Here is a 24,652-nt window from a genome sequence, read left to right as displayed (position 1 = left end):
ATATAACTTTAAGTTTATTTAATATTTAATTTTCAAACCGTAAATTTGTTTAATAGGTTCCAACTTTAAATCTTCTGGAAAATAGAAAATGGGGCTGAGTTATAAATTAAGCATACTGGATAAATGCCCAAAAGCTGAAGGCATCAGTGCGGAACAGTCATTTAAAAATGCATTGCAAATTGCTCAAACAGCAGAAGCGTTAGGTTTCTATCGTTATTGGGTTGCTGAGCACCATTCCACGGCTTTGTTATCTAGTCCATCACCTGAAATCTTGATTGCATGGTTGTTGGCACAGACTAAAAGTATTCGAATTGGCTCGGGTGGGGTGATGTTGCAGCACTACAGTCCTTATAAAGTTGCGGAAAATTTTAATGTTTTGGCCAGTCTTGCGCATAACCGCGTGGACTTGGGTGTAGGCAAAGCACCTGGTGGTTTTCCTGTTTCAACTCAAGCATTACAGCTTGGTTTAGATCAGACACAAAAGGGCGACTTTAAGGCGCAGTTACAAGCATTAGATCATTATTTACATGCAAAGTTAGATCGAAATCAGCCTGATCAGGTTGCTGCAACACCAGCACCTCAGCAACTTGCAGAAAAGTTCTTATTGGGTGCGAGCATTGAAAGTGCTCGACTTGCAGCAGATTTAGGCTGGAATTTCGTATTTGCTGCGCATTTGAATGGCGATGCCAACTTGCTTCAAGATGCTTTGCAAACTTACTCAAGCTACTCCTCTGGGAAAAAGGCGATTGTTGCTGCACAAATTATTGTGGCAGATAGCCGCGATCAAGCGGAAGAACTGGCAGCAGGACTATCTGTTTGGACGTTGGAGCTTGAGAATGGTCAACGCGTAAAGATACCGAATGAACAAAGCGGGCAAGAGTTTTCGAGACAAGCTCAATCTGCAATTAAAAGCCTTAAAAAAGAGCAACTGAATATTATCAAAGGGACGGTCGATGATGTTCATCAGCAATTACATGCTTTGCATCAACAATTTGGTATCCATGAATTTATTGTGGAATCGCCACTGTTGGATCATGCAACACGTCTGAAATCTCTAACTTTACTGGCACAGCATGCTGTGCTTGCAGCCTGAGTTGGGGAAATTGATGCCAAATAGATCATTACTGGAACAGCAGTTGCTCCGTTGGAGACATGAATTACATCGTCATCCAGAATTATCTGGGCAAGAGTTTCGAACCACCGATAAGTTAAAACAATGGTTGTCTGAATATGGCATTGAAACCTCAACTTGGGGTTTAAAAACGGGACTGATTGCGGATATTGGCACGGGTCATCCAATTGTCGCTATTCGAGCAGACATCGACGCTTTACCCATTCATGAGGAAATCGAACAAGACTTTCGTTCGACTCATGATGGGATCATGCATGCCTGCGGACATGATTTACATAGCTCGACCATTTTAGGCGCTGCGATTTTACTTCAAGCGCAAGTGTCTGAACTAAAAGGTACGGTGCGCGTTATTTTTCAGCCCGCTGAAGAAACCTATAGTGGTGCTTATGAGGTAATCAATAGTGGCGCCTTGGAAGATGTATCCGCCATTTTCGGTTTTCATAATGTCCCTGAGTTGCCTCTAGGCACTTTTGCGACACGTGCTGGTGCATTTTATGCCAACGTTGACCGCTTCAAAATTGTGATTAAAGGCAAGGGCGGTCATGCAGGGCGTCCGCATGAAACCAAAGATCCAATCGTTGTCGCGGCACAGTTGATTAGTGCAGCGCAAACCATTGCCAGTCGCAGCATAAATAATTTGGATACCTGTGTGGTCAGTATCACCCAAGTGCATGCAGGCACCAGTTGGAACATCTTGCCAGAAGAAGCGCACTTGGAGGGCACGGTACGAACCCATTCTCCAGAGGTTCGCCTAGCCGTTGAACAAAAACTTAAACAAATTGCACAAGGTCTTGCACTTGCTCATTCAGTTGAGATTGCTGTGGATTGGGACAATGGCCCCGCTGCATTAATCAACACTGCAACATGGGCTGAACTGAGTCAAAGCGTTGCACATGCGCAAGGTTATGAGGTGCAAGAGGCGCCGCTTTATTTGATCGGCGAAGATTTTGGCGCCTATTTAGAACAGATCCCCGGTGCATTTGTCAGTATCGGCAGTGCCAGTCACTTCGGTTTGCACCACCCACAATATCAACCCAATGAATCTTTAATTTATCCAGCTGCTCAGTACTTTGCTGCCTTAGCAACACAAGCACTTGAGTCTATTCATAAACATGCAGAGGTCTAACATGAGTAATAACAAACAAATTCGCCTTGGAACTATCTTACACGGTGCAAACGGAAATATGTCTGCATGGCGCCATCCTGAAGCGGTGGTCGATGCTAGTATTAATTTTGAATTTGCCAAAAATGTAGCGCTTCAGGCAGAACAGGCAAAGTTTGATTTTGTCTTTGTGGCTGATGGTCTATATATCAATGAAAAATCAATTCCTCATTTTCTGAATCGTTTTGAACCGATTACGTTGCTTTCAGCCCTAGCCAGTGTGACGCAAAATATTGGTTTGGTGGGTACGGTGTCGACCTCGTATAGCGAGCCGTTTACCATTGCGCGTCAGTTTGCCAGTCTGGATCATTTAAGTGGCGGACGTGCGGGATGGAATGTCGTAACGACACCACTTGAAGGTACTGCAAAAAATCATACCCGCAAACAGCATCCTGAGCACAGTCAACGTTATGAAATTGCAGATGAATATTTGCAAGTGGCCAAAGGGCTTTGGGACTCGTGGGGTGAGGGTGCTTTCGTTCGCAATAAAGGAACAGGGCAATTCTTTGAACGCAGTAAATTACATACCTTGAATCATAAAGGTAAACATTTTGAAGTGGCAGGGCCACTCAATGTAGAGCGTTCGCCACAAGACCGCCCGATTCTATTCCAAGCAGGGGCATCAGGTGCAGGTCGTGCATTAGCCGCGAAACATGCCGATGCGATTTTTACCCATCAAGCCTCTTTGGAAGAAGCACAAGCATTTTACTTAGATGTGAAACAACAAGTGATTAAGAATGGTCGTGACGCAGATGATTTGCTGATTTTCCAAGGCATTGGAGTCTTGATTGGAGATTCTGCTGAGGACGTAGAGCGTCAATATCTTGAAACTGCTGCTTTGGTGACGATAGAGGACGCACTGAATTATTTGGGGCGCTTCTTTGAACACCATGATTTTTCTCAGTATGAACTCGATGCACCATTTCCAGAACTAGGCACACTGGGTGAAAACAGCTTCAAAAGTGGTACTGATGAAATTAAACGCAAAGCCAAAGCAAAGAATTTAACCCTACGTCAGGTCGCACTTCAATCTGCCACACCACGTCCACCTTTTGCTGGAACGGTAGAAGAAGTCGCAGATCAGTTAGAACTGTGGGTAAAAGAAGAGGCGACAGATGGCTTCATTATTGCGGGTGCAACCCCTAAAACTTTAGATACCTTCATCGAAAAAGTTGTGCCATTGCTACAACAGCGCGGGCTATATCGTACCGAATATCCAGGGACCACTTTACGCTCTAGTTTTGGTTTAAAGCGACCAGAAAATCAATTTGAACGATCAGAAAAGGAACAGATTCATGCGGTTGAATAAAACACCTTTGACGATTGCTTTGGCACTGTTTCTAGGCATTTCTCTGGTTGGATGTGGTAAAGAACAGGCATCTACACAAACGGTCAGCTCAACAGCCGAGTCTACAAAATCGGCTGATAAAACCGATTTTTATAGCCGTGAGCTTGCAAAGTTGAAAGAGAATATGACGCCGATTCATGTTGCTCACAATGCGGAAGCCAGTCAAAAAATTCCAAAAGATTTTAAGTTTGTAAATACGGGTTATTTTACCGTTGCGGCTATTTCAGGAGCGCCACCTTTAAGTGTATTGGGGCCTGATAATCAAACATATATTGGTACTGAAATTGATATTGCCCGTTTGATTGCAGACAGTTTGGGTTTAAAGCTCAAATTAGTTCGAACGTCTTGGGAGGACTGGCCACTCGGGGTGATTAGTGGCAAATATGATGCTGCCATTGCCAATGTCACCGTGACCAAAGAACGTAAAGAGAAATTTGATTTTGCGACTTATCGCCAAGATGTATTGGCTTTTTACGTCGCAGAGAAAAGTAAAGTTAAAACGATCAAAGGCCCTGATGATATTTCTGGTTTAAAAGTGATCGTTGGTTCTGGTACCAATCAGGAAAAAGTACTGCTGGACTGGATTGAGGACAATAAAAAGAAAGGGCTGCCACCAGGGCAGGCTCTTTATTACGATGATGGTGCATCTGCAAGTTTGGCGCTCCAGTCTGGGCGAGTTGATGCTTTATTTGGTCCTAATGTTGCCTATGCATGGCAAGCGGCAAATGGTGCAAAAATCCGTTTGGCAGGGACAGCACTTGGGGGAGGAACACGATCTGCCGAATTGGGTGTCACACTCAAAAAAGGCAGTGGTTTGGTTGATGCGGTACAGACGGCTTTAAACGGGGTAATTCAAACGGGAGAATATCAAAAAGTCTTAGAACGGTGGGGAGCACAGGCAGAAGCGATTCAACATTCTGTCATTAACCCGCCAGGACTGGGAGACTAAAATGTATAACGCCCAGACAGCGGTGGCTTTTGGTCTGACACTGGCGACTTTAAGTGTGATGGGTTGCTATAACAATGAGACAGCAACTCATGTGCAAGAAAATCATTTGAAAACTGCTTTTTCGGAAAAAGAGCAACAGACTTTAAGAAATAACACGGTGGCTATTCATACGACTAAAAATCTAGAGGCAATTGCTCAATTGCCTCAAGGTTTTAAGTTTGTAAATGAGGGTTATTTTACTGTTGCTGTGGGAACCAACAGTTTTCCACCCCTCCATGTTCTGGCCGAAGATAACCAGACCCGTATAGGTAGTGAAATTGATATTGCACAGTTAATTGCCGACAGTTTAGGTCTCAAGCTCCGAGTGATTCCAACCTCGTGGGAAAACTGGCCACTTGGTTTGGCATCGGGAAAATTCGATGCTGTATTCAGTAATATTGCGGTCACAGAACAACGTAAGCAGAAATACGATTTTGCAACCTATCGTCAGGATATGTTGGCTTTTTATGTGACCAAAGATAGCAAAATCCAAGCAATTAGAATGCCTGATGATATTGCTGGACTCAAAATTGTGGTTGGTTCTGGCACCAATCAAGAACGGCTACTGTTGAACTGGATTGAAAACAATCGACAAAAAGGGTTGAACCCAGCACAGCCCATTTATTTGGAAGATGGTGCAGCTGCGGCTTTGGCATTGCAATCTGGCCGTGTCGATGCCTACCTCATTCCCAATGTAATGGGTGTATGGCAACAAGCCAATGGTGCCAATATTAAAGCCGTGGGCGCATTAGATGGGACGTGGTCGGTTGCTGTTGCTGTGAAAAAGGGTACAGGCTTAGTGAATGCTGTTCAATCATCTATAAACGGGGTCATTGCGAATGGGACATATACCCAAGCCCTATCACGTTGGAATTTACAAAATGAAGGAATTCCACAATCAGTGATTAACCCACTGATTCAGGATAAATAAGAGGTCATTATGCAAGAAAAATTTATCCAAATGCCTGTTGATGTGCCTGAAGCACAGCCTTTACTGGATCAGTTATTTGCTGAATATGAAGAAATTTATGGTGATTTTTTTTCACGTCAAGATGCTCAAGTCATTGATGAACGTAAAAAAGCCACACATCGGGAACGCTATGAAGGGGCGGAAGATTTTTTACCGCCACATGGATTGTTTGTGGTACTGAAACGTGATGATGAAGTGATTGCAATGGGTGCCTATAAACGCTATGACGCAGAAACCGCAGAGCTGAAACGGATTTGGTCACATCAAAACTTACGTAAACAAGGGCTGGCTGCAAAAATAGTCAAAGAGCTGGAACGAAGTGCGCTTGCTGCGGGGTATAGCAAGATTTTTCTTACCACAGGGTTTAAACAAATTCCAGCCGTGAAATTGTATTTGAGTCTAGGCTATGAACCGCAGTTTGAACTCACCCCAGATTTTAATTTTGATCGCTATATTGGCGCACCTTTACACGGTGGGCTTCCTTTTAGAAAGACCTTACTGCAAAAGGAGGTCGCATGAGTTTAGAGCACTATAAAATCGTTCCAGCGCGTCATCCGCTACGTTACATTGGCGTCGCATTTTCGATATTAATTATTGCAGTGGTTGCTGAGTCGATTTTTTCCAACAAAAACTGGGGATGGCCTGTTTTTAGACAGTGGTTCTTTGACCCTGCGATTCTTCAGGGTTTGTTGATGACTCTGAAACTGACCTTTTGGTCAATCGTGTTTAGTTTAATTTTGGGCACCATTGTAGCCATGATGAGACTGTCTTCCTCATGGTTAATTCGCTCATTGGCATGGGTGTATATCTGGATGTTCAGATCATTACCACTGCTGTTGGTATTGATTATTCTCTATAACTTTTCTTATTTATATGAATATATTAATGTCGGTGTACCGTTTACCGACACGGTCTTTGCCCAGTTTAAAACCATTAATGCATTGGATCAATTTTCAACGGCTTTAGTCGGTTTGGTGATTGTACAAAGCGCTTATACCGCGGAAGTCATCCGTGGTGGGATTTTGTCGGTCGATCATGGTCAATTTGAAGCAGCAGCGGCGTTGGGTTTGTCATGGTGGCGTCGTACAACACGTATTATTTTACCGCAATCTATTCGCAGTATCATTCCAGCGATTATCAACGAATGTGTCGGTTTATCTAAAGGCACATCAATTGTGTATGTTTTAGCAATGCCTGAACTCTTTTACACCGTACAAATGATCTATAACCGTAACCAAGAAGTGATTCCATTGTTGATGGTTGCTGCCGTTTGGTATGTCATCGTCACCAGTGTTTTTTCCATCGTCCAATGGTATATCGAAAAAATATTGGCAAAAGGCGAGCGGAAATCAGCCATTAATAGTTTTGCTTTTTTCAAGAAAACGCAGCCACACACGACTCAACCGCGTATAGGAGCTAGTTATGATCATTAATCAAGCAACATCTCCTGCAAATGGTCATATTCAAGTGAGCCATGTATTTAAAAACTATGCAGGACATGCGGCATTACACGATATTAGCCTTGATATTCCTGCGGGCTCTGTCACGGTAATTATTGGTCCTTCAGGGTCAGGTAAATCAACGTTATTACGAACGATAAATCATTTAGAACGTGTGGATGCAGGATTTATTCAAATTGATGATGAGTTTATCGGCTATCGTAAAAAAGGTGATAAACTTTATGAGTTAAAAGAACGAGATATTTTAAAACAGCGTAAATCTGTCGGTTATGTGTTTCAGAATTTTAATTTATTTCCACATTTAAATGTTTTGCAAAATATTATTGAAGCACCATTGGCCCATAAAAAACTCAGTAAAGATCAAGCCATTTTAAAAGCCAATCAATTATTGGGTTTAGTGGGGCTAAGAGATAAAGTTGAAGCATGGCCCAAACAACTTTCTGGTGGTCAGCAGCAGCGTGTTGCGATTGCCAGAGCTTTAGCATTAGACCCCAAAGTGATCTTATTTGATGAGCCAACGTCCGCCTTGGATCCTGAGTTGGTAGGAGAGGTCTTGAATGTAATCAAAAGCTTGGCGAAATTAGGTAAAACCATGGTAATTGTAACGCATGAAATTGCTTTTGCACGAGAAGTTGCCGACCATGTGGTGTTTATGGATCAGGGGAGAATAGTTGAACAAGGTAGCGTTCAACAGGTTCTGGAGCATCCCAAAGAGGAGCGTACTCAAAACTTCTTGTCTCGGGTTTTATAATTTTAAATCTTATTTTTTTAAATATAAATCAGGTAATTTTCTATATTAAAATCGTTAGTGAATGTTAGAGCTGACGATTTTTTTTATAAGCTTAATATTGTTGATAAGGTATGATTAAATCCATATAAATAGAATAAATTTCATCCTTTATAATCATTCTAAATTTATTTTTAATAGTGATTAAAATGAGCAGATTAATTTATTTGGATTATGCAGCAACAACACCTATTCTCCCTGAAATCTCTCAAGCAATGATTCGATGTTTGTCTGTAGAAGGTGATTTTGGAAATCCTGCTTCACAATCGCATCATTATGGTTGGGATGCTGCAAAACATATCGCCACATCTAGGCAGCATGTGGCTGATTTAATTCATGCCAATCCGCAAGAAATTATTTGGACTTCTGGTGCAACAGAGTCAAATAACCTCGCGATCAAAGGAACTTTAGATCGTTATAAAAATCAAAATAAACACATTATTACCAGCAAAATAGAACATAAAGCCGTTTTGGATACCTGTGCAGACCTCGAAAACCTCGGTTTTCAGGTGACTTATTTACAACCTGAATTAGGTACAGGCGTGATTCACTCAGAACAGGTGGAACAGGCTATTCAACCCAATACGGTTTTAATTTCGCTGATGATGGTCAATAACGAAATTGGTACATTAACTGATATTCAAGCCATTGGACTATTGGCGCATCAGCATCAAATTTTATTTCATGTTGATGCGGCACAAGCTGCAGGAAAAACAGAGATTGATGTTCATGCGATGCATATTGATTTACTCAGCCTATCCGCCCACAAAATATATGGCCCCAAAGGCATTGGTGCGCTCTATGTGCGTCAAGGCATTCAAAAACAAATCAAGACTCAAATTCATGGCGGTGGGCATGAACAGGGTTTGCGTTCAGGAACTTTAGCGACACATCAAATTGTTGGGATGGGGGAAGCCTGTAGACTGGCTAAAATAAACTTAGTTTAAGAACAACAACGTATTCAAAAATTAAGGAATCAATTTTTAACGAGTTTACAGGCTTTAACTCCTGTGAAACTTAATGGTCATCCGAACAAACATGTTGCCAATTATTTGAATGTCAGTTTTTTTGGTGAGCAGGCCAATTCTATTTTTTCAGCGGTTAAACAGATTGCTGCGGTTTCGAGTGGATCGGCCTGTAATTCACATCATGCAACTCAGTCTCATGTATTAAATGCTTTAGGACTGAATGAGGAACTGGCTGAATATACGGTGCGCTTTAGTTTTGGAATATATACCACACAAGAGCATATAGAAGCATTATTGAGCCAGCTTGAAATAGTTTTAAAGGAAGATAAGGTAACACCCCAGTTATCTTTTGTTTAGCTCTTCAAAGTATGATCTATTGGAACTAAAAAGCTAGAGTTTATTAGTAAAATTCTCTCTAGTTTTTTTAACTGATAAAGATGATATATAAATTTTGTATAAGTAATTTTTATTCGGAAAAGATAAATTTTTTTAATTTAATTTAAAGATTGAATGTACAGTTATCTAAAATAAAAAAGTATGTGGAATATCAAAATACTGATTTTTTGGTTTTGTTAATGGGTAAATCTTGGTGAGAGATACATTGTGTTTTTAAATGCATTAAATATATATTAATGTGATTTTGTTCTCAAAAAAAACCATATAAAAAATGTGCTTTTTTATTCTTTATGTTACATAAAAAAACAATTTTATTTTCCATGTAAATAATTTATAAAATAGATTATTTCACTTTTCAAGAAATATTTTAAATTCATATATAATTGTTTTTTATAGGTAAAAAATTTTAATTAACATTAATTTAATATATGAATTTAAAAAATTTTAAAGAATATTTAAAAAAAACTTAATAATTTTTTTGAGACATGAGTTAGTTTATACATGTGTATTTTAAAGAATAATAAACTAGTGTAAAACCATTGAGTGAAGAAGGAATTTACTTTTAATACTCATTTTTTATTTAATGAACCATAAGAATGTACAGATTGTGAGTAGCTGAAAGTCATCTAATTTTAAATAAGACAAAAAAACGTTTTTTATTCTTGAGTGGAAATAACAAATCAATATCATTTCAGAGGGTTATTTGTATGGTTATTCAAGTTTCAATAGTAGGCAAGGAATCTCATAAAGAAGCTGTAGCTAATATGGGAGAATCAAACAAAGTTCAGTTATTAAAAGGGAATCCCTCAGTAGTCAAGCTCCAACTGAATAAAGATAATGTAAAGAGTTTCTCAAAAGAAGGGAATGATCTCAAGGTTATTTTAAATAATGGAGAGGTTATAACAATTGTTGGTTTTTTCACATCGGATAATAGTTTAGTTTTAGAAGGTAGTAATGCCTTAGTATGGGTAGATTTTGTTGCTAATGGTGATGCTATAAATGCAACATATTCAACTTTAAGTGATATTGAACCTTTACTTTACGATGATAATGGAATGTCTGCATTAGCGTGGATTGCCATTCCATTAGCTGCGGGAGGCATGATAGCTTGGGCAGCAAATGATTCAGATGATGATTCAGGTTCTGGTTCTAAAGGTGCTACAGGTGAAACGGGTACCACAGGCGAAAATGGTGCCACTGGATCTACTGGCGCAACGGGTGCTACTGGTGAAAATGGTGCTACAGGCGGTACCGGTGCCACGGGTGCAGATGGCAAATCACTTTTAGAGCTTTTGATAGATGAGGGTAAATTACCGCCAGGTTCAGACATTAACGACCTGATTGATTACCTCAAAGGCGCGGATGGTGCGACAGGAGCAACGGGCGCTGCAGGTGCAGATGGCAAATCAGCCCTAGAATTGTTGATCGAAGCAGGTGAATTACCATCGGGTTCAGACATTAACGACCTGATTGATTACCTCAAAGGCGCGGATGGTGCGACAGGAGCAACGGGCGCTGCAGGTGCAGATGGCAAATCAGCCCTAGAATTGTTGATCGAAGCAGGTGAATTACCATCGGGTTCAGACATTAACGACCTGATTGATTACCTCAAAGGCGCGGATGGTGCGACAGGAGCAACGGGCGCTGCAGGTGCAGATGGCAAATCAGCCCTAGAATTGTTGATCGAAGCAGGTGAATTACCATCGGGTTCAGACATTAACGACCTGATTGATTACCTCAAAGGCGCGGATGGTGCGACAGGAGCAACGGGCGCTGCAGGTGCAGATGGCAAATCAGCCCTAGAATTGTTGATCGAAGCAGGTGAATTACCATCGGGTTCAGACATTAACGACCTGATTGATTACCTCAAAGGCGCGGATGGTGCGACAGGAGCAACGGGCGCTGCAGGTGCAGATGGCAAATCAGCCCTAGAATTGTTGATCGAAGCAGGTGAATTACCATCGGGTTCAGACATTAATGATCTGATTGATTACCTCAAAGGCGCGGATGGTGCGACAGGAGCAACGGGCGTTGCAGGTGCAGATGGCAAATCAGCCCTAGAATTGTTGATCGAAGCAGGTGAATTACCATCGGGTTCAGACATTAACGACCTGATTGATTACCTCAAAGGCGCGGATGGTGCGACAGGAGCAACGGGCGCTGCAGGTGCAGATGGCAAATCAGCCCTAGAATTGTTGATCGAAGCAGGTGAATTACCATCGGGTTCAGACATTAATGATCTGATTGATTACCTCAAAGGCGCGGATGGTGCGACAGGAGCAACGGGCGCTGCAGGTGCAGATGGCAAATCAGCCCTAGAATTGTTGATCGAAGCAGGTGAATTACCATCGGGTTCAGACATTAACGACCTGATTGATTACCTCAAAGGCGCGGATGGTGCGACAGGAGCAACGGGCGCTGCAGGTGCAGATGGCAAATCAGCCCTAGAATTGTTGATCGAAGCAGGTGAATTACCATCGGGTTCAGACATTAATGATCTGATTGATTACCTCAAAGGCGCGGATGGTGCGACAGGAGCAACGGGCGCTGCAGGTGCAGATGGCAAATCAGCCCTAGAATTGTTGATCGAAGCAGGTGAATTACCATCGGGTTCAGACATTAACGACCTGATTGATTACCTCAAAGGCGCGGATGGTGCGACAGGAGCAACGGGCGCTGCAGGTGAAGCAGGTTCTACTGGCGCAACGGGAGCAACTGGAGCCACGGGTAGTACAGGTGAAGCAGGTTCTACTGGCGCAACGGGTGCAACTGGAGCCACGGGTAGTACAGGTGAAGCAGGTTCTACTGGCGCAACGGGTGCAACTGGAGCCACGGGTGGTACAGGTGAAGCAGGTTCTACTGGCGCAACGGGAGCAACTGGAGCCACGGGTAGTACAGGTGAAGCAGGTTCTACTGGCGCAACGGGTGCAACTGGAGCCACGGGTGGTACAGGTGAAGCAGGTTCTACTGGCGCAACGGGTGCAACTGGAGCCACGGGTAGTACAGGTGAAGCAGGTTCTACTGGCGCAACGGGAGCAACTGGAGCCACGGGTAGTACAGGTGAAGCAGGTTCTACTGGCGCAACGGGTGCAACTGGAGCCACGGGTGGTACAGGTGAAGCAGGTTCTACTGGCGCAACGGGTGCAACTGGAGCCACGGGTGGTACAGGTGAAGCAGGTTCTACTGGCGCAACGGGTGCAACTGGAGCCACGGGTAGTACAGGTGAAGCAGGTTCTACTGGCGCAACGGGAGCAACTGGAGCCACGGGTGGTACAGGTGAAGCAGGTTCTACTGGCGCAACGGGAGCAACTGGAGCCACGGGTAGTACAGGTGAAGCGGGTTCTACTGGCGTAAGTGGAGCGGCTAATCTGATTACGGGTATTACTTTAAACTCAGATGTTGATTTAAATGGTAAGTTGAGTCAGGGTGAACTTCGAGACTCACCAAATACAGTCACTATTGCTTTGGGTACAGATGCAAAAGAGGGTGATACCATTGTTGTAAATGGAACACCTCATATACTGACTCAGCAAGATGTCAATGCGCAATTAATAACGGTTCTTGTACCTGTCGTCGATGGACTGAATTTCATACGGGTAGATGCTTTCAATCCTAAAGGGCAAACAGACATTGACTTCAAATTCTTTGAAGTGTTAGACGGTAAATACATTGGTGATGTCAATGTTATTAGTGACACTAATGGAAATAACATTATTGATAACAGCGAACTTAGTGCAGCAGGTGGCAATATAGATGTACGTGTACAGCTTGGTGCAGATGTTCGAGTCGGTGATGTTGTTACTTTGGATGGTATAAACCATTAGGACTTACGCACTATTACTTATAGATTCTCTGTGGTAGCAGATGATTTTTATCGAGAATAAAGTCATCAATGAAGTTTTTGATAATTGGTCTAAATAATTTCTTCTGCCAACGATATATATTTTCAAAGATCCGCTCAAACTGGTTCTTTTGTATCTCAACGTAGGCCATCAAGGCTGAAAAAATATGATTCAAAATCAGTTTAGATCGTCTTACTTGAAACTTTTCAATATGACAAACCTGTTTAATCACCCGGTGATATTGCTCTATTTTCCAATGACTTGAATGTAATTCATGAAAACCTTCAAAGGACAATAAATCATCTTCATCTTGATGCACAATATAAAACCTCTGCTGTTCTTTTAACTGAGTCTTAAATAATTGTACAAAGCCAAAATCTTTGAGCCAGATCACTTGACCCTGATGGAAATCTGGCAATAAGCGCAGTTGAAACCATTGTCCTTTTTCTGGGGAAACCTTACGGTTACAGTCGATACCAAACATAAATCGAATACCATATTTTCTTATGGTTTTTAGATTTCCAGTCGATGAATACCAACTATCACCTGTAATAAATTGAATCTTTGCACCCCAACTGAGTACTTCACTTAACATATCCATAAAGTAATCATTCTTGGTTTTACTTTCAGATTTGTCATAAATTCGGAAATTAATTGGAATATTTTGACCATTTCGATCTGTCGCATACAAGGTAATGAGATTAATACCCTTGACGGATCGGTGGTGTTTGCCTGACCAAAAATAGCTAACCAAGTCCATATGTTGACTATATGGTTTATCTAAAACAGTATCATCAATACTGACTATAAGTTTATTATTATCAATATGTTGAATTGATTCTTGATATAGGTCGTGAGGTGTGTAGTCTTCACGCTCTAGAAAGCGATTTACACTATCATGCGAGATATTATAAGTCTCGGCAAGTTGTGTGCAGCTAATAGAGTTCGGTTCTGTCATGAGAAAGCCCATATAAATGGGTAATGTACAAGTTGCTGTAGAAGCATGTTTAATTCGTCTGATCACAGATACTTTATAAAGTATTTTAATACTTTTTTGAATCCGTCAATGCGTAAGTCCTAACCATATAGTAATTGCTGCAGATATAAGCAATGGCTATGTAGATTTTAATGATGTGCCTGTGACTCAAGGACAAAAGGAAACCTTACAAGTTGACATTTCAACAGGCACAGGCGTTTCCTTAGACAATACATCGAAAGATATTCAAGTTGATGGTGCTGCGCGCAATATTGTGGAGTCTATTGCGTTTACTAGTGATACGAATGTAGATGGTACGCTCAACGCCATTGAAATAAATGGCAAAAACTATACCCCTATAAAAATTACTTTAGGCACTGATGCTAAAGTTGGAGATATTGTTGTCGTAAATGGTGACAAATATATTCTGAATGTAGCGGAAGTGAACAATAAAACGTTAAATGTCAATGTATCGGTAAGGGAAGGCCAAAACCCGATTGAGGTTACAGCTATAGATGAATGGAGCAATGTAGATCGTATATCAGATTCCATCATCGTTGATGCTTTACCACCTGATTCTCCTACATTGGCTCCAATTGCTATTGACGATATTCCATTGCATATAGGCAATATTTCTAATGGTTCAGTGACCAATGATAATCGTCCAGAAATTACAGGTAGTGGGCGTCTGCCAGGAGAAATCATAACGCTTTATGTCAATGGTACAGCGGTGACTGGAGCAGGAACCCCTATTATTGTGCAAGCAGATGGTAAATGGAGTTATACACCTTCGCTTGCTTGGGGTGATGCAAATTATGTAATTACATATACGGTTTCTGATAGTAATAATAATGTTACTGCTCAATCACCATCATTGAGTTTTGAGATTGATACTGTTGCACCGATAGGTGGTTTAGTGTCAATTAATACACCAATCGCTGGCAATGATGTAGTAGATGCAAGTGAAGCAAGTGGCAACATTACTGTTACAGGTACAGTGACTATACCTAATGGTGTTTTAACAACCGTAATCACGGTAACGGTGAATGGGCAAGATTATCAGGCGAATGTAAACCCATTGACAGGGACATGGACAGCAACGATCTCAGGCAGTCAATTTGCAGATGGTGCAGGTAGCGTAAATGTAGAGGCAGTATTTATAGATGCAGCAGGTAATACATCAGTGCCAGCAGTCGATGATGCAGCCTATACCTTAGACATTCCAGCAGTGCTGAATGACTCCATACTTGCAGGAGTTGGTGTAAATCCACCAGTTACAGGTAGTACTGTTAAAACAGGTACAAGCCTAGCTATGGACAATACCGCAGCTCCAGTAACAGCAGTTGATGGAAATGGTAATCCAGTATCACTGATGGTGGGTGGCGTTGCTTTGACATGGAGTGGAACAGGAACTCTAGCAAATCCATTTGTTGCAAAAGCGGGTACTGATATTGTTCTAAGTATTAGCATTAATAATAATGGTGACTATACGATTGTTCAGAATCATAGCCTTGACCACCATTTAGTCGGTACAGACAAAATTACGATTACTATTCCAGTTCTAGATGCTGGTGCTGCGCATGATGTACTGAAACTAGAAGTAGTTGATGGTGTTCCTGTTGCAGCTACAGATAAGACTGCAAATTTAACACAACAAATAACTCAAGGTTCAGAAACGCTAGATATCAGTATACCGCAAACTTATCGTGGTTCAGCAGTTGAAACCTTTGGTGGTGATGCAGATGGAGCACATGTAAGTAAAGTCACCATTGAAGGTGTTGACTTTACTTATGATGGTACGACAGTGACAACGCCTAATGGCTTTGGTAACTCAGGTGTTGTTGCCTCACATACTGTATCAGATAGTTCAGGGACATCCTTGGTTGTTACCACAGCTCGTGGTGAAACGGTTACAGTGAATCTGGACACTGGAAATTACACAGTGGAAGTAACTGGTCAAGGTCTTGCAGTCAATGAAGCACCTGAGGCCACAATCAATTCTAGCGGCGGATTGTTAGGCGTCGTTGATGCAAATGTATTGGGTATTGTTGATTTATCGAAATCTCAAATGTTTAGTGTAAGTGATACTAATGAAAATCTAAAAACTGTTGAAATATCAATTACAACTGAATTAGGGTCAGCCGTAATAAGTAATGCAGTTGCTGGTATTCCTGTTATTGGTGGAATTCTTTCAGGTCTATTGAATACATTAGGCATAACCGCAGTTTTAAACTATGCAGGAAGTGTACTAGGTTCGTTGACTTCTGCTTTGGGTCTGAGTCAATATTCTTTGGATTATTCAACCATACTAGCGACAGAACTGGGTTTAACTGTAACGAAGAGTTCTGCAAATGCAACTTTTATCCCAAATCCAAATGGTAGTGGGTATATTTATGGACAAACCCTTACAATTACTACTAGTGACCCCGAAGCCGCTGCTCAAAAGTTTAATGAGTTATTGGGATCTGTTAACGTTGCGACAAGCGCTTTGGGTGGTTTAGCACAAACTGGTGTGGCCCCAACTTTTACAATTAAAGCAACTGATAGTAGTAACGCTACAGATACTTCAACTCATAGCAATTTAATTAGTGCGGATGTATTGGGTGGACTATTAGGTTCGAATAATGAATCTAAAGGAGCTATTATTACTGGTACGGTAGGTGCAAACATAATAAATCAAAGTGGAGCTACTGATTCTGTCCGCATTTATGGTTTAGATGGTAACGACACCATCACTGGTAGTAACTTTGCTGACATTATTCGTGGGGGTGCTGGAATTGATACGATTAATGCTGGTGCAGGTAACGACATTATTATTGGTGGTAAGGGTGACGATATTCTCACAGGTGGCTTAGGTCGTGATGTCTTTAAGTGGGAGTCTGGAGATCAGGGCACTATAGCTACACCTGCACGGGATACGATCACAGACTTTGATATTCGATCTGTTGCTCAAGGCGGAGACGCTCTTGATCTATCAAGCTTGCTACCTTTAGCAGACCGCGTAGGTACAAACTCAGTCAACATTGGAAAGTATGTTTCGTTTATTGAGGTTTCAGGTCATACAGAAATCCATATCAGTACGACAGGTAATCTTGTAAGTGGTGTAGATCAAATTATTGTTCTAAATGGCGTAACAGGCTTTGTTGGACAATTCGCCAGCCAAGAAGAAATCATTTCATACTTGCTCAAATCTGGAAAATTAGTTATCGGTGAGCAGACCCTTGACCAAGGCACCTATGATGCAATCAAAGCTGATGATCACCTGAATATCGACATTGAAGTCAAAGATGGCGATGGAGACACCGATACGCATAGTGTGGACATAACCGTTGGCAGTTTAGAGGATGCCAATAAGTATCAACCAGACTTTGATTCAAATAATGTAGCCCCAGAGATTAGCCTAGAAGTATCTACGCTCTTAGGTCTAATCGGTGTAGATGCATTAGGTCTACTTGATCTAAGTCGCCAAGCTTATTCGGTTGTCGATGTAAACAATAACTTACAACGCGTTGAATTGGTTTATCAACCTGTAGTCAATGTTGGCTTAACACGCGCTTACTTTACTGTAAGTGCAGAGTTGGCTGCTGAGCTAGGTTTGAAAGTGACCTTAGTGACAGATGGTGGTTTACTCAATCTACTCGGCTATAGCAATACGTTGATTATTACTGCGCTAGATGGTGGAACAATCAGTAATTTAGCCATCAATGAGCTTTTAGCCGCTGTTGAAATGAGAGCGGAAGATGGCACATTGCTCACAGGTAATTTGTTGACTGCGAATGTTCTCGACTCGGTTTCAATGACTGCCATTGATAGTCAAGGAGCCTCCTCATCAGCAAGTGGCGGTAGCTTAATTGATGTGAACTTGCTCGATAGTTTCAGCAATGGCGATGAATTTATCTTCGAAGGTTCCAATGTCACTGACAATCTAAACCATTCTGCGGCAACAGAAGGTGTACGTTTATATGGCTATGCTGGGAATGACACATTAACGGGTGGTGCTGGTAATGATCTGTTACGTGGCGGTGATGGAAATGACACGCTCATTGGTGGCGCAGGGAATGACTTGCTGATCGGAGGGTCAGGCAATGACAGACTCACTGGTGGAACGGGTAATGACACAGCGCTATATGAACTTCTAGATAATTTAGATGCTAGAGGTGGTAATGGCACTGACACTTGGACTGATTTTACGGTCGGTTTAGGGGCAGATAAAATTGATGTCTCTGCATTGCTCGATGGTCATCAGACTGCGACGAATATAGGAAACTACATTTCTGTTACAACTGATGTGAATGGACATGCAGTGATTGCAATTGACCGTGATGGTAGTGGAACGAACTTTACTGTCAAATCAGACCTGTTGGTGCTAGAAAATATTACGGCTAGTTCTTTAGGTGCAACTGCCGAAGATCAACTCAAAACACTGTTAGACAATAATCAAATCATTTTCTAAATAGCAGGAAATGAATAAAAAGGATGCTTTGTGGGCTTAAACACAAAGCATCTCTTCTCTATGTATTTGATGAATTGGATATAAGTAAAAAATGAAAAAGCATATACGCCTAAATATGATTGTGAAAAATGAGGCGCATGTCATCTTAAGATGTTTGGCGTCGGTTAGACCTTGGATAGATTCATGGTGCATTGTAGATACAGGATCGACAGATGGCACGCAGGAGATTATTCAAGATTATTTAAAAGACATTCCTGGGCAGTTATATGAACGGCCTTGGAAAAATTTTGGGTACAACCGTACAGAGGCACTACAACTTGCCGTATCTGAAGACCTTTCTAGTGCGGACTATCTTTTATTTATTGATGCGGATGAACAACTGCAAGCCGCTGAAGATTTTGTTTTACCTGCACTTACGGCGAGAGCCTATTATTTTCCTGTGATTTATGGAGCATTGCGTTATCGACGCAATGCCATGATTTCTACAGCTCTAGAGTGGAGTTGGAAAGGTGTATTACATGAATATCTTCATTCTGAGCAACTCCATCGTTGGCAAACATTAGAAGGACTTAATATTTTTGTTCAGCATGACGGTGCTCGTGCACAGACCAAGGACACTTATTTAAAGGACATTGTACTACTTGAGCAGGGTTTAAAAGATGAACCAGATAATTTGCGCTACGTTTTTTATCTTGCTCAAAGTTATCGTGATGCTGGGATGCTTGAAAAGAGTCGAGAGTTCTATTTAAAACGAGCAGCAGCAGAGGGTTGGGAAGAAGAGCGTTGGATGGCACAGTTCCGTGCAGCACAAATGGCTGATCGTTTGGGTTTGGATGAGGGAGTTGTACATCGTGAATATTTAAAGAGTTGGCTTGCAAAGCAACATCGTGCAGAACCACTTTACGAGTTAGCTCGTTTTCACCGATTAAAAAAAGATTTTGATCTAGCTTGCTATTTTGCAGTTCAGGCAATTGACATCCCTGTACCAACTGATGGTTTATTTGTTGATGCTAGTGTCTATGAATGGCGCGCATTAGATGAATTGGCTGTCGCAGCAACCTATTGTAAAACATATAAAAAACAAGGGTTGGAGGCTATGCAGAAATTGCTAACAGAAAAAAAGTATCCGAAAACACAGCAAGTGCGCATGTTGGCAAATGAGAAATTCTATCAATGAAAAAAAAGGACATGATTCGCTCTGGATCAAACTCTGAATCAATTATTTTAAAGAACAAAGGATCTATTGCCGAAAAAAGAACACATTATGTTTATATGTTTAAGAGATTTGGTCTTTGGCACTTATCTTTATATTTAAGTTTAGCTTTATTGTTTTCCGCGACATTCGCAAGTGCCAATACAGAGCAATCATCTCCTGTTAAAAGTAAAATCAGCCAAATATGGCAGCCTAAACCTGATGATCGAGCCAATACGATTAAAATTAATGATTTTAATCGGTTATTTAGTAATACATCGTCAGCCCAAGAGTTACCAAAAATAAGCGATGCAGTGACGACTGACATACCAAGTAGTCGTGTAAGGTCTGTCGCTGTAACAAAAAGAAGCCAACTGGATTTTTTAGATGCGATTCGGCAGGCATTGCAACGTCGCCCTGAAATTACTCAAGGCATCGCAGAAGTTGCTCAGCAGCAAGCAAATATTGATACCGTCAAATCACAGTATTTTCCTCAAATTTCAGGAGGATTCAATACTGGCGACTTTACGACGGGAGAGCGTGGCCGACAAGTTTTTAGTATTTCAGCGACACAAATGTTGTATGACTTCGGAAAAGTAAAAAGTGCAGTGACGGTAGAGCAAGCGAAACTGATGCAAGATCAGGCGCAGTTATTGCTTGAAATAGATGATATTTCACATCAGGTCGCCAACGCGATTGTGAATATCAAACGCTATGAAGAGCTCGTAAAAATTGCCGATCAGCAAATCAGCGGTATTGGTCGTATCGCCGAAATTGCGAGGTTACGCGCACAAGCAGGTATCAGCAGTCAAGCAGACCCAATACAGGCGCAATCAAATTTAGAAGCCGCACAATCGACTAAAGTGGTTCAGGAGGCTCAATTACATCAATACCAACAAAAACTAAGAACTTTATTGGGCTACGACGTTTCAAATGTAAATGTAAATATGCCAAGTTTTTTAGTTGAAAAAGCAGGGTTATACGAAGAAATTGATTTTAATAACGTTTCCAAAATGATGGCAGCGCAAACAGCGGTTCAGATTGCGAAATTTCAGAAGCAACAAACCAAATTAAATATCTATCCAACATTAAATATTAAAGGCAGCCTGAGTCAGGCGGTAAATGGGCGCAATCCCAATAATAACGAAGATGATGGTTTTTATAATTCAATCATGCTTGAAGCTTCAAGCACCTTTTTCCAAGGGGGCGCGATTAGTGCGAGAAACCGCGCTGCCAGCTATGCAGAAGAAGCAGCTAAAGCGCAAGTGAGCACCGTTTATTTAGATGTGCTTGATCAAACTCGTTTGATTCAGACAGAAGTAGAAAGTAAGCAAAAGCAAATGGTGGTTCTTGCTCAACGACGTGAAACTACAAAACGAACCAAAGAACTCTATCAAGAACAATATAAATTAGGAACACGAACTGTTATTGACTTGCTCAATGCAGAACAAGCAATACATGGTGCAGCTCAGGAAATTGAGGCTGCGCGCTATGATATTTATACAGCACTGATTCGATACATTGAAATTACTGGACGTAGTAGAGCGGTTTATCAGTTAAATAATACGCCTATTCAGGGGCTTGAGGTGGTGTCATGAGCAGTTCATTGAATTACCAACCATGGCTAAAAGCAGTGCTTCGTATTGCAAAGCACTATCGTATCGAAACATCAGAAGAACAACTGCGTTTGCAACTGAACTGGAATCAGAGTGATTCTATCGCGGAGACCCTGACACTCATAACCCGTCAACTGGGGATGAGTTTACGTCAAGTGCCATTCAGTCAAGATTTACTCAACCCATGGTTGTTACCTGTCGTTGTCGAGTTATCAGATGGACAAGTTGCAGTAATTGAAAAAGCAGATTCAGATGGCAATATCAGCATCCAGTTCAGTGCTGACGAAGGGCTTACACAAACCTATACCATTACTAAACTACAAGAACATATTCGCTTTGTTTATATCATTAGACCTGAAAAATCGGTGAGTGATGTCCGTGTTGATGAATATATCAAGCCTTATGAAGCCAGTTGGTTTTGGGGCATTGTATTACAGGACTGGAAACGTTATATCGACATTATGTTTGCCTCATTAATGGCAAATATCCTTGCATTAGCAACCGTTGTATTTTCTATGAATGTCTATGACCGTGTTATTCCTGCACAGTCAATCCCAACGTTGTGGGTACTGGCAGGTGGAGTATTAATTGCCGCAATTTTTGAGTTTTCGATACGCGTTGCACGGGTTCTTTTATCGGACATTATCGGTAAAAGAGCAGATTTAAAAATATCGGATCGGGTATTTGGTCATGCTTTACGCATTAAAAATAAAGAACGTTCAAAATCTACTGGGACATTTATTTCTCAAATTAGAGAATTAGAAGGGGTTCGTGAACTAGTCACCTCAACCACCATTTCAGCAATTGCCGACTTACCTTTCTTCTTAATGTTCTTAGTTATTTTTTGGCTCATTGGCGGCAATCTGTTTTGGGTCATGCTTGTGGTTGTCCCCCTGATGATTTTACCAGGTCTGCTGATTCAAAAGCCTTTAGCAGAACTGGCTAAAGAAGGTATGCGTGAGGGTGCGATTCGTAATGCCATGCTCGTTGAAGTGGTACAGGGCATTGAAGACATTAAACTATTGAGAGCTGAGTCTAGGTTTCAAAATCAATGGAACCGAATGAATGAAATTTCTGCGGATATTTCTATGCGTCAGAGAAAGTTGGTAGGTGTTTTGAATGCATGGACACAGAAGATTCAAGGGTTGACCTTTGCAGTTGTCGTCTTAGTAGGTTGTTTTGCTGTGATGAAAGGTGAAATGACCACAGGGGCACTAGTGGCGTGTTCAATGCTGTCTTCCCGCATGCTTGGACCTATAGCTCAAATTACAGGTGTACTTGGCCGTTTCCAACAGGCAAAAGTTGCAAAAACAGGTCTAGATGAATTGATGAAACGCTCGGTCGATCAACCTGATCGGGTGCATTTAATTCATCGTCCTGTGATTAATGGTAACTATGAGTTAACAGATGTCAGTTTTAAATACAGTGATGGAGATGAAAAAACCAATTTATATATTTCTCAACTCGTTATAATACCTGGTGAAAAGATTGCAATTCTTGGACGAAATGGTGCAGGTAAATCGACCCTTCTGCAATTGTTATCCGGAATGCAAGAACCTACACAAGGCAAAATTAAACTTGATGGGCTTGAATTAAGGCTGATTGATCCTGCTGATGTAAGACGGGATATGGGGTTGCTCAATCAAAATGCACATCTCTTTTTTGGTACAGTGAGAGAGAATTTGACGCTGGGTGCACCCTTGGCCAGTGATCAAGAAATTTTAAATGTCTTAAAAATTACAGGCGCATTCGATTTTATCCAAGCCAAGAAAGAAGGACTCGACTTTCAAATTTTAGAAGGTGGTACTGGGTTTTCAGGTGGACAACGTCAAGCTTTGTTAATGGCGCGCTTATTAATTTGTCAGCCGAATATTTTATTGCTTGATGAACCAACATCATTTTTAGATGAAGTCACAGAAAAACAATTAATTGATCATTTGAAGCAATGGCTAAGACCAAAAACCATGATTATCGCGACGCATCGTCGTGCGGTCTTAGAACTTGTTGATCGGATTATTGTGGTGAATGATGGAAAGATCGTGATGGATGGACCGCGAGATCAGATTCTAAATCAATCAAAACAACAAAAAACTGCTGAGGTGCTGAAGTCATGAGTCAAACGGAGTCTACTAAAAAAAGCGTTTCTGCTCTCAACTTTCAACCGCCTTTGCCGAGTGTTAGCAAGTTCATCTGGATGATTTGTATTGGATTGCTCGTTTTGCTGGCTTGGGCATGGTTTTTGAATTAGAAGAAGTCTCTACGGGTACAGGCAAAGTGATTCCATCTTCTAAAGAACAGTCGATTCAATCTTTAGAAGGTGGCATATTAACCAAGCTGTATGTCAGTGAAGGGGAAATTGTCAAGCAAGGGCAAATCTTAGCACAGTTGGACCCGACTCGTTTTGCTTCAAATGTAGGTGAGTCAGAGTCGCTCTTAATTGCGTCAAAAGCGACAGCGGCACGACTTCGTGCGGAGGTCAATTCTACCCCCTTGGTGTTCTCTGAAGATGTATTAAAAATTCCGAAGCTAGTCAGTGAAGAAACTGCATTATATCAATCTCGCCGTTCGAATTTAAATGATTCGATATCTGGCTTAAGTCAGGCTTTGGTTTTAGTGGAACAGGAGCTTGCGATGACAGAACCCCTTGTTGCAAAAGGGGCAGCCAGCGAAGTTGAGGTACTTCGTTTGAAACGAGAGGCCAATGACCTTCGAAATCAGATGAACGATATTCGCAATCAATATTATGTCAAAGCACGGGAAGAATTGGCCAAAGCCAATATTGATATTGAAACTCAAGCACAGGTGATTAAAGGCAAAACGGATACCTTGCAGCGTACTGTATTCAAGACACCTGTACGGGGCATTGTCAAAGAAATTGATGTCATGACCATTGGTGGAGTCATTCCACAAAATGGAAAATTGATGACCATCGTTCCTTTAGATGAACAGCTTTTAATTGAGGCCCGTATATCGCCACGCGATATTGCTTTTATTCGACCTGACCAAGAAGCTTTGGTGAAAGTGACAGCCTATGATTATTCAATCTATGGCGGTTTACATGGGAAAGTGACGGTCATTTCACCCGATACATTAAGAGATGAAGTTAAACAAGATCAGTTCTATTATCGTGCTTATATCCGTACAGATTCAGACAAACTCATCAATAAGCAGGGTAAACAATTTAACATTACACCAGGTATGGTGGCAGTCGTAGATATTAAAACAGGGCACAAGACGGTGCTGGACTATTTAATTAAACCGTTTAACAAAGCCAAAGAAGCACTGCGTGAACGCTAATATCCATCCACTGTTTTGAAACAATAAAAAAGCCAACGCATGTAATGTCATCGTTGGCTTTTTTA

Annotated in this window: 14 protein-coding genes and 2 pseudogenes; 15 read left to right on the top strand and 1 reads right to left on the bottom strand. The window is 41.4% G+C overall.

All coding sequences use genetic code 11. The annotated features are described in order from the left end of the window. Positions 1–88: 88 nt before the first annotated feature. The 10 genes and pseudogenes from ACZ8ZH_RS10355 (at position 89) to ACZ8ZH_RS10310 (ending at position 13,035) form a co-directional block, all read left to right on the top strand. Positions 89–1,093: an MsnO8 family LLM class oxidoreductase gene (locus ACZ8ZH_RS10355; RefSeq protein WP_086209391.1), complete on the top strand. Its 1,005-nt coding sequence runs from the start codon at positions 89–91 to the stop codon at positions 1,091–1,093. Between the two features lie 13 nt (positions 1,094–1,106). Beyond that, positions 1,107–2,258 carry an amidohydrolase gene (locus ACZ8ZH_RS10350; RefSeq protein WP_119063598.1) on the top strand — a complete coding sequence of 384 codons (1,152 nt, stop codon included), beginning with the start codon at positions 1,107–1,109 and terminating at the stop codon, positions 2,256–2,258. 1 nt (position 2,259) lies between these two features. Then, positions 2,260–3,603: an LLM class flavin-dependent oxidoreductase gene (locus ACZ8ZH_RS10345; protein ID WP_119063597.1), complete on the top strand. Its 1,344-nt coding sequence runs from the start codon at positions 2,260–2,262 to the stop codon at positions 3,601–3,603. Next, positions 3,590–4,591 carry an ABC transporter substrate-binding protein gene (locus ACZ8ZH_RS10340; protein ID WP_119063596.1) on the top strand — a complete coding sequence of 334 codons (1,002 nt, stop codon included), beginning with the start codon at positions 3,590–3,592 and terminating at the stop codon, positions 4,589–4,591. Before ACZ8ZH_RS10345 ends, ACZ8ZH_RS10340 begins: the two co-directional genes overlap by 14 nt. Before the next feature lies 1 nt (position 4,592). Further along, complete coding sequence (locus tag ACZ8ZH_RS10335; protein WP_119063595.1) at positions 4,593–5,561, top strand: ABC transporter substrate-binding protein; 969 nt, start codon at positions 4,593–4,595, stop codon at positions 5,559–5,561. Positions 5,562–5,570: 9 nt separating this feature from the next. Continuing rightward, positions 5,571–6,119 carry a GNAT family N-acetyltransferase gene (locus ACZ8ZH_RS10330; RefSeq protein WP_086209386.1) on the top strand — a complete coding sequence of 183 codons (549 nt, stop codon included), beginning with the start codon at positions 5,571–5,573 and terminating at the stop codon, positions 6,117–6,119. Then, complete coding sequence (locus ACZ8ZH_RS10325) at positions 6,116–7,033, top strand: amino acid ABC transporter permease (RefSeq protein ID WP_119063594.1); 918 nt, start codon at positions 6,116–6,118, stop codon at positions 7,031–7,033. Before ACZ8ZH_RS10330 ends, ACZ8ZH_RS10325 begins: the two co-directional genes overlap by 4 nt. Then, positions 7,023–7,811, top strand: coding sequence for an amino acid ABC transporter ATP-binding protein (locus ACZ8ZH_RS10320; RefSeq protein ID WP_119063593.1), 789 nt, complete (start codon positions 7,023–7,025; stop codon positions 7,809–7,811). Before ACZ8ZH_RS10325 ends, ACZ8ZH_RS10320 begins: the two co-directional genes overlap by 11 nt. A 185-nt stretch (positions 7,812–7,996) precedes the next feature. Further along, positions 7,997–9,172, top strand: a pseudogene (locus ACZ8ZH_RS10315) (cysteine desulfurase family protein). 746 nt (positions 9,173–9,918) lie between these two features. After that, positions 9,919–13,035 carry a BapA/Bap/LapF family prefix-like domain-containing protein gene (locus tag ACZ8ZH_RS10310; RefSeq protein ID WP_470247677.1) on the top strand — a complete coding sequence of 1,039 codons (3,117 nt, stop codon included), beginning with the start codon at positions 9,919–9,921 and terminating at the stop codon, positions 13,033–13,035. A 13-nt stretch (positions 13,036–13,048) separates the two neighbouring features. On the opposite strand, the gene ACZ8ZH_RS10305 is transcribed toward ACZ8ZH_RS10310, so the two are convergent. Beyond that, on the bottom strand, positions 13,049–14,077 hold the full coding sequence (locus tag ACZ8ZH_RS10305) for an IS701 family transposase (RefSeq protein ID WP_086197162.1): 1,029 nt from the start codon (positions 14,075–14,077) through the stop codon (positions 13,049–13,051). Between the two features lie 115 nt (positions 14,078–14,192). Here ACZ8ZH_RS10305 and ACZ8ZH_RS10300 point away from each other — a divergent pair, with 115 nt between their 5' ends. The 5 genes and pseudogenes from ACZ8ZH_RS10300 to ACZ8ZH_RS10280 all read left to right on the top strand — a co-directional run bounded on the left by ACZ8ZH_RS10300 (position 14,193) and on the right by ACZ8ZH_RS10280 (position 24,587). Next, positions 14,193–18,482, top strand: coding sequence for a beta strand repeat-containing protein (locus tag ACZ8ZH_RS10300; RefSeq protein ID WP_470247676.1), 4,290 nt, complete (start codon positions 14,193–14,195; stop codon positions 18,480–18,482). 91 nt (positions 18,483–18,573) lie between these two features. Further along, positions 18,574–19,659, top strand: a complete 1,086-nt coding sequence (locus ACZ8ZH_RS10295; RefSeq protein ID WP_119063802.1) for a tetratricopeptide repeat-containing glycosyltransferase — start codon at positions 18,574–18,576, stop codon at positions 19,657–19,659. Further along, positions 19,656–21,272, top strand: a complete 1,617-nt coding sequence (locus ACZ8ZH_RS10290; RefSeq protein ID WP_119063803.1) for a TolC family protein — start codon at positions 19,656–19,658, stop codon at positions 21,270–21,272. Before ACZ8ZH_RS10295 ends, ACZ8ZH_RS10290 begins: the two co-directional genes overlap by 4 nt. Further along, complete coding sequence (locus ACZ8ZH_RS10285) at positions 21,269–23,404, top strand: type I secretion system permease/ATPase (protein ID WP_119063804.1); 2,136 nt, start codon at positions 21,269–21,271, stop codon at positions 23,402–23,404. The genes ACZ8ZH_RS10290 and ACZ8ZH_RS10285 overlap by 4 nt, the downstream gene beginning before the upstream one ends. Beyond that, a pseudogene (locus tag ACZ8ZH_RS10280) lies at positions 23,401–24,587 on the top strand (beta-barrel domain-containing protein). Before ACZ8ZH_RS10285 ends, ACZ8ZH_RS10280 begins: the two are co-directional and overlap by 4 nt. Positions 24,588–24,652 lie beyond the last annotated feature (65 nt).

The organism is Acinetobacter sp. SW-226 (genome assembly GCF_055632855.1).
The sequence above is the reverse complement of the archived record's forward strand: the minus strand, read 5'-3'. Positions and strand labels throughout refer to the sequence as shown.

Bases quoted from the DNA above. Each gene is read 5' to 3' on its own strand.
- ACZ8ZH_RS10355 (WP_086209391.1), top strand. From the start codon at position 89: ATGGGGCTGAGTTATAAATTAAGCATACTGGATAAATGCCCAAAAGCT.
- ACZ8ZH_RS10350 (WP_119063598.1), top strand. From the start codon at position 1,107: ATGCCAAATAGATCATTACTGGAACAGCAGTTGCTCCGTTGGAGACAT.
- ACZ8ZH_RS10345 (WP_119063597.1), top strand. From the start codon at position 2,260: ATGAGTAATAACAAACAAATTCGCCTTGGAACTATCTTACACGGTGCA.
- ACZ8ZH_RS10340 (WP_119063596.1), top strand. From the start codon at position 3,590: ATGCGGTTGAATAAAACACCTTTGACGATTGCTTTGGCACTGTTTCTA.
- ACZ8ZH_RS10335 (WP_119063595.1), top strand. From the start codon at position 4,593: ATGTATAACGCCCAGACAGCGGTGGCTTTTGGTCTGACACTGGCGACT.
- ACZ8ZH_RS10330 (WP_086209386.1), top strand. From the start codon at position 5,571: ATGCAAGAAAAATTTATCCAAATGCCTGTTGATGTGCCTGAAGCACAG.
- ACZ8ZH_RS10325 (WP_119063594.1), top strand. From the start codon at position 6,116: ATGAGTTTAGAGCACTATAAAATCGTTCCAGCGCGTCATCCGCTACGT.
- ACZ8ZH_RS10320 (WP_119063593.1), top strand. From the start codon at position 7,023: ATGATCATTAATCAAGCAACATCTCCTGCAAATGGTCATATTCAAGTG.
- ACZ8ZH_RS10310 (WP_470247677.1), top strand. From the start codon at position 9,919: ATGGTTATTCAAGTTTCAATAGTAGGCAAGGAATCTCATAAAGAAGCT.
- ACZ8ZH_RS10295 (WP_119063802.1), top strand. From the start codon at position 18,574: ATGAAAAAGCATATACGCCTAAATATGATTGTGAAAAATGAGGCGCAT.
- ACZ8ZH_RS10290 (WP_119063803.1), top strand. From the start codon at position 19,656: ATGAAAAAAAAGGACATGATTCGCTCTGGATCAAACTCTGAATCAATT.
- ACZ8ZH_RS10285 (WP_119063804.1), top strand. From the start codon at position 21,269: ATGAGCAGTTCATTGAATTACCAACCATGGCTAAAAGCAGTGCTTCGT.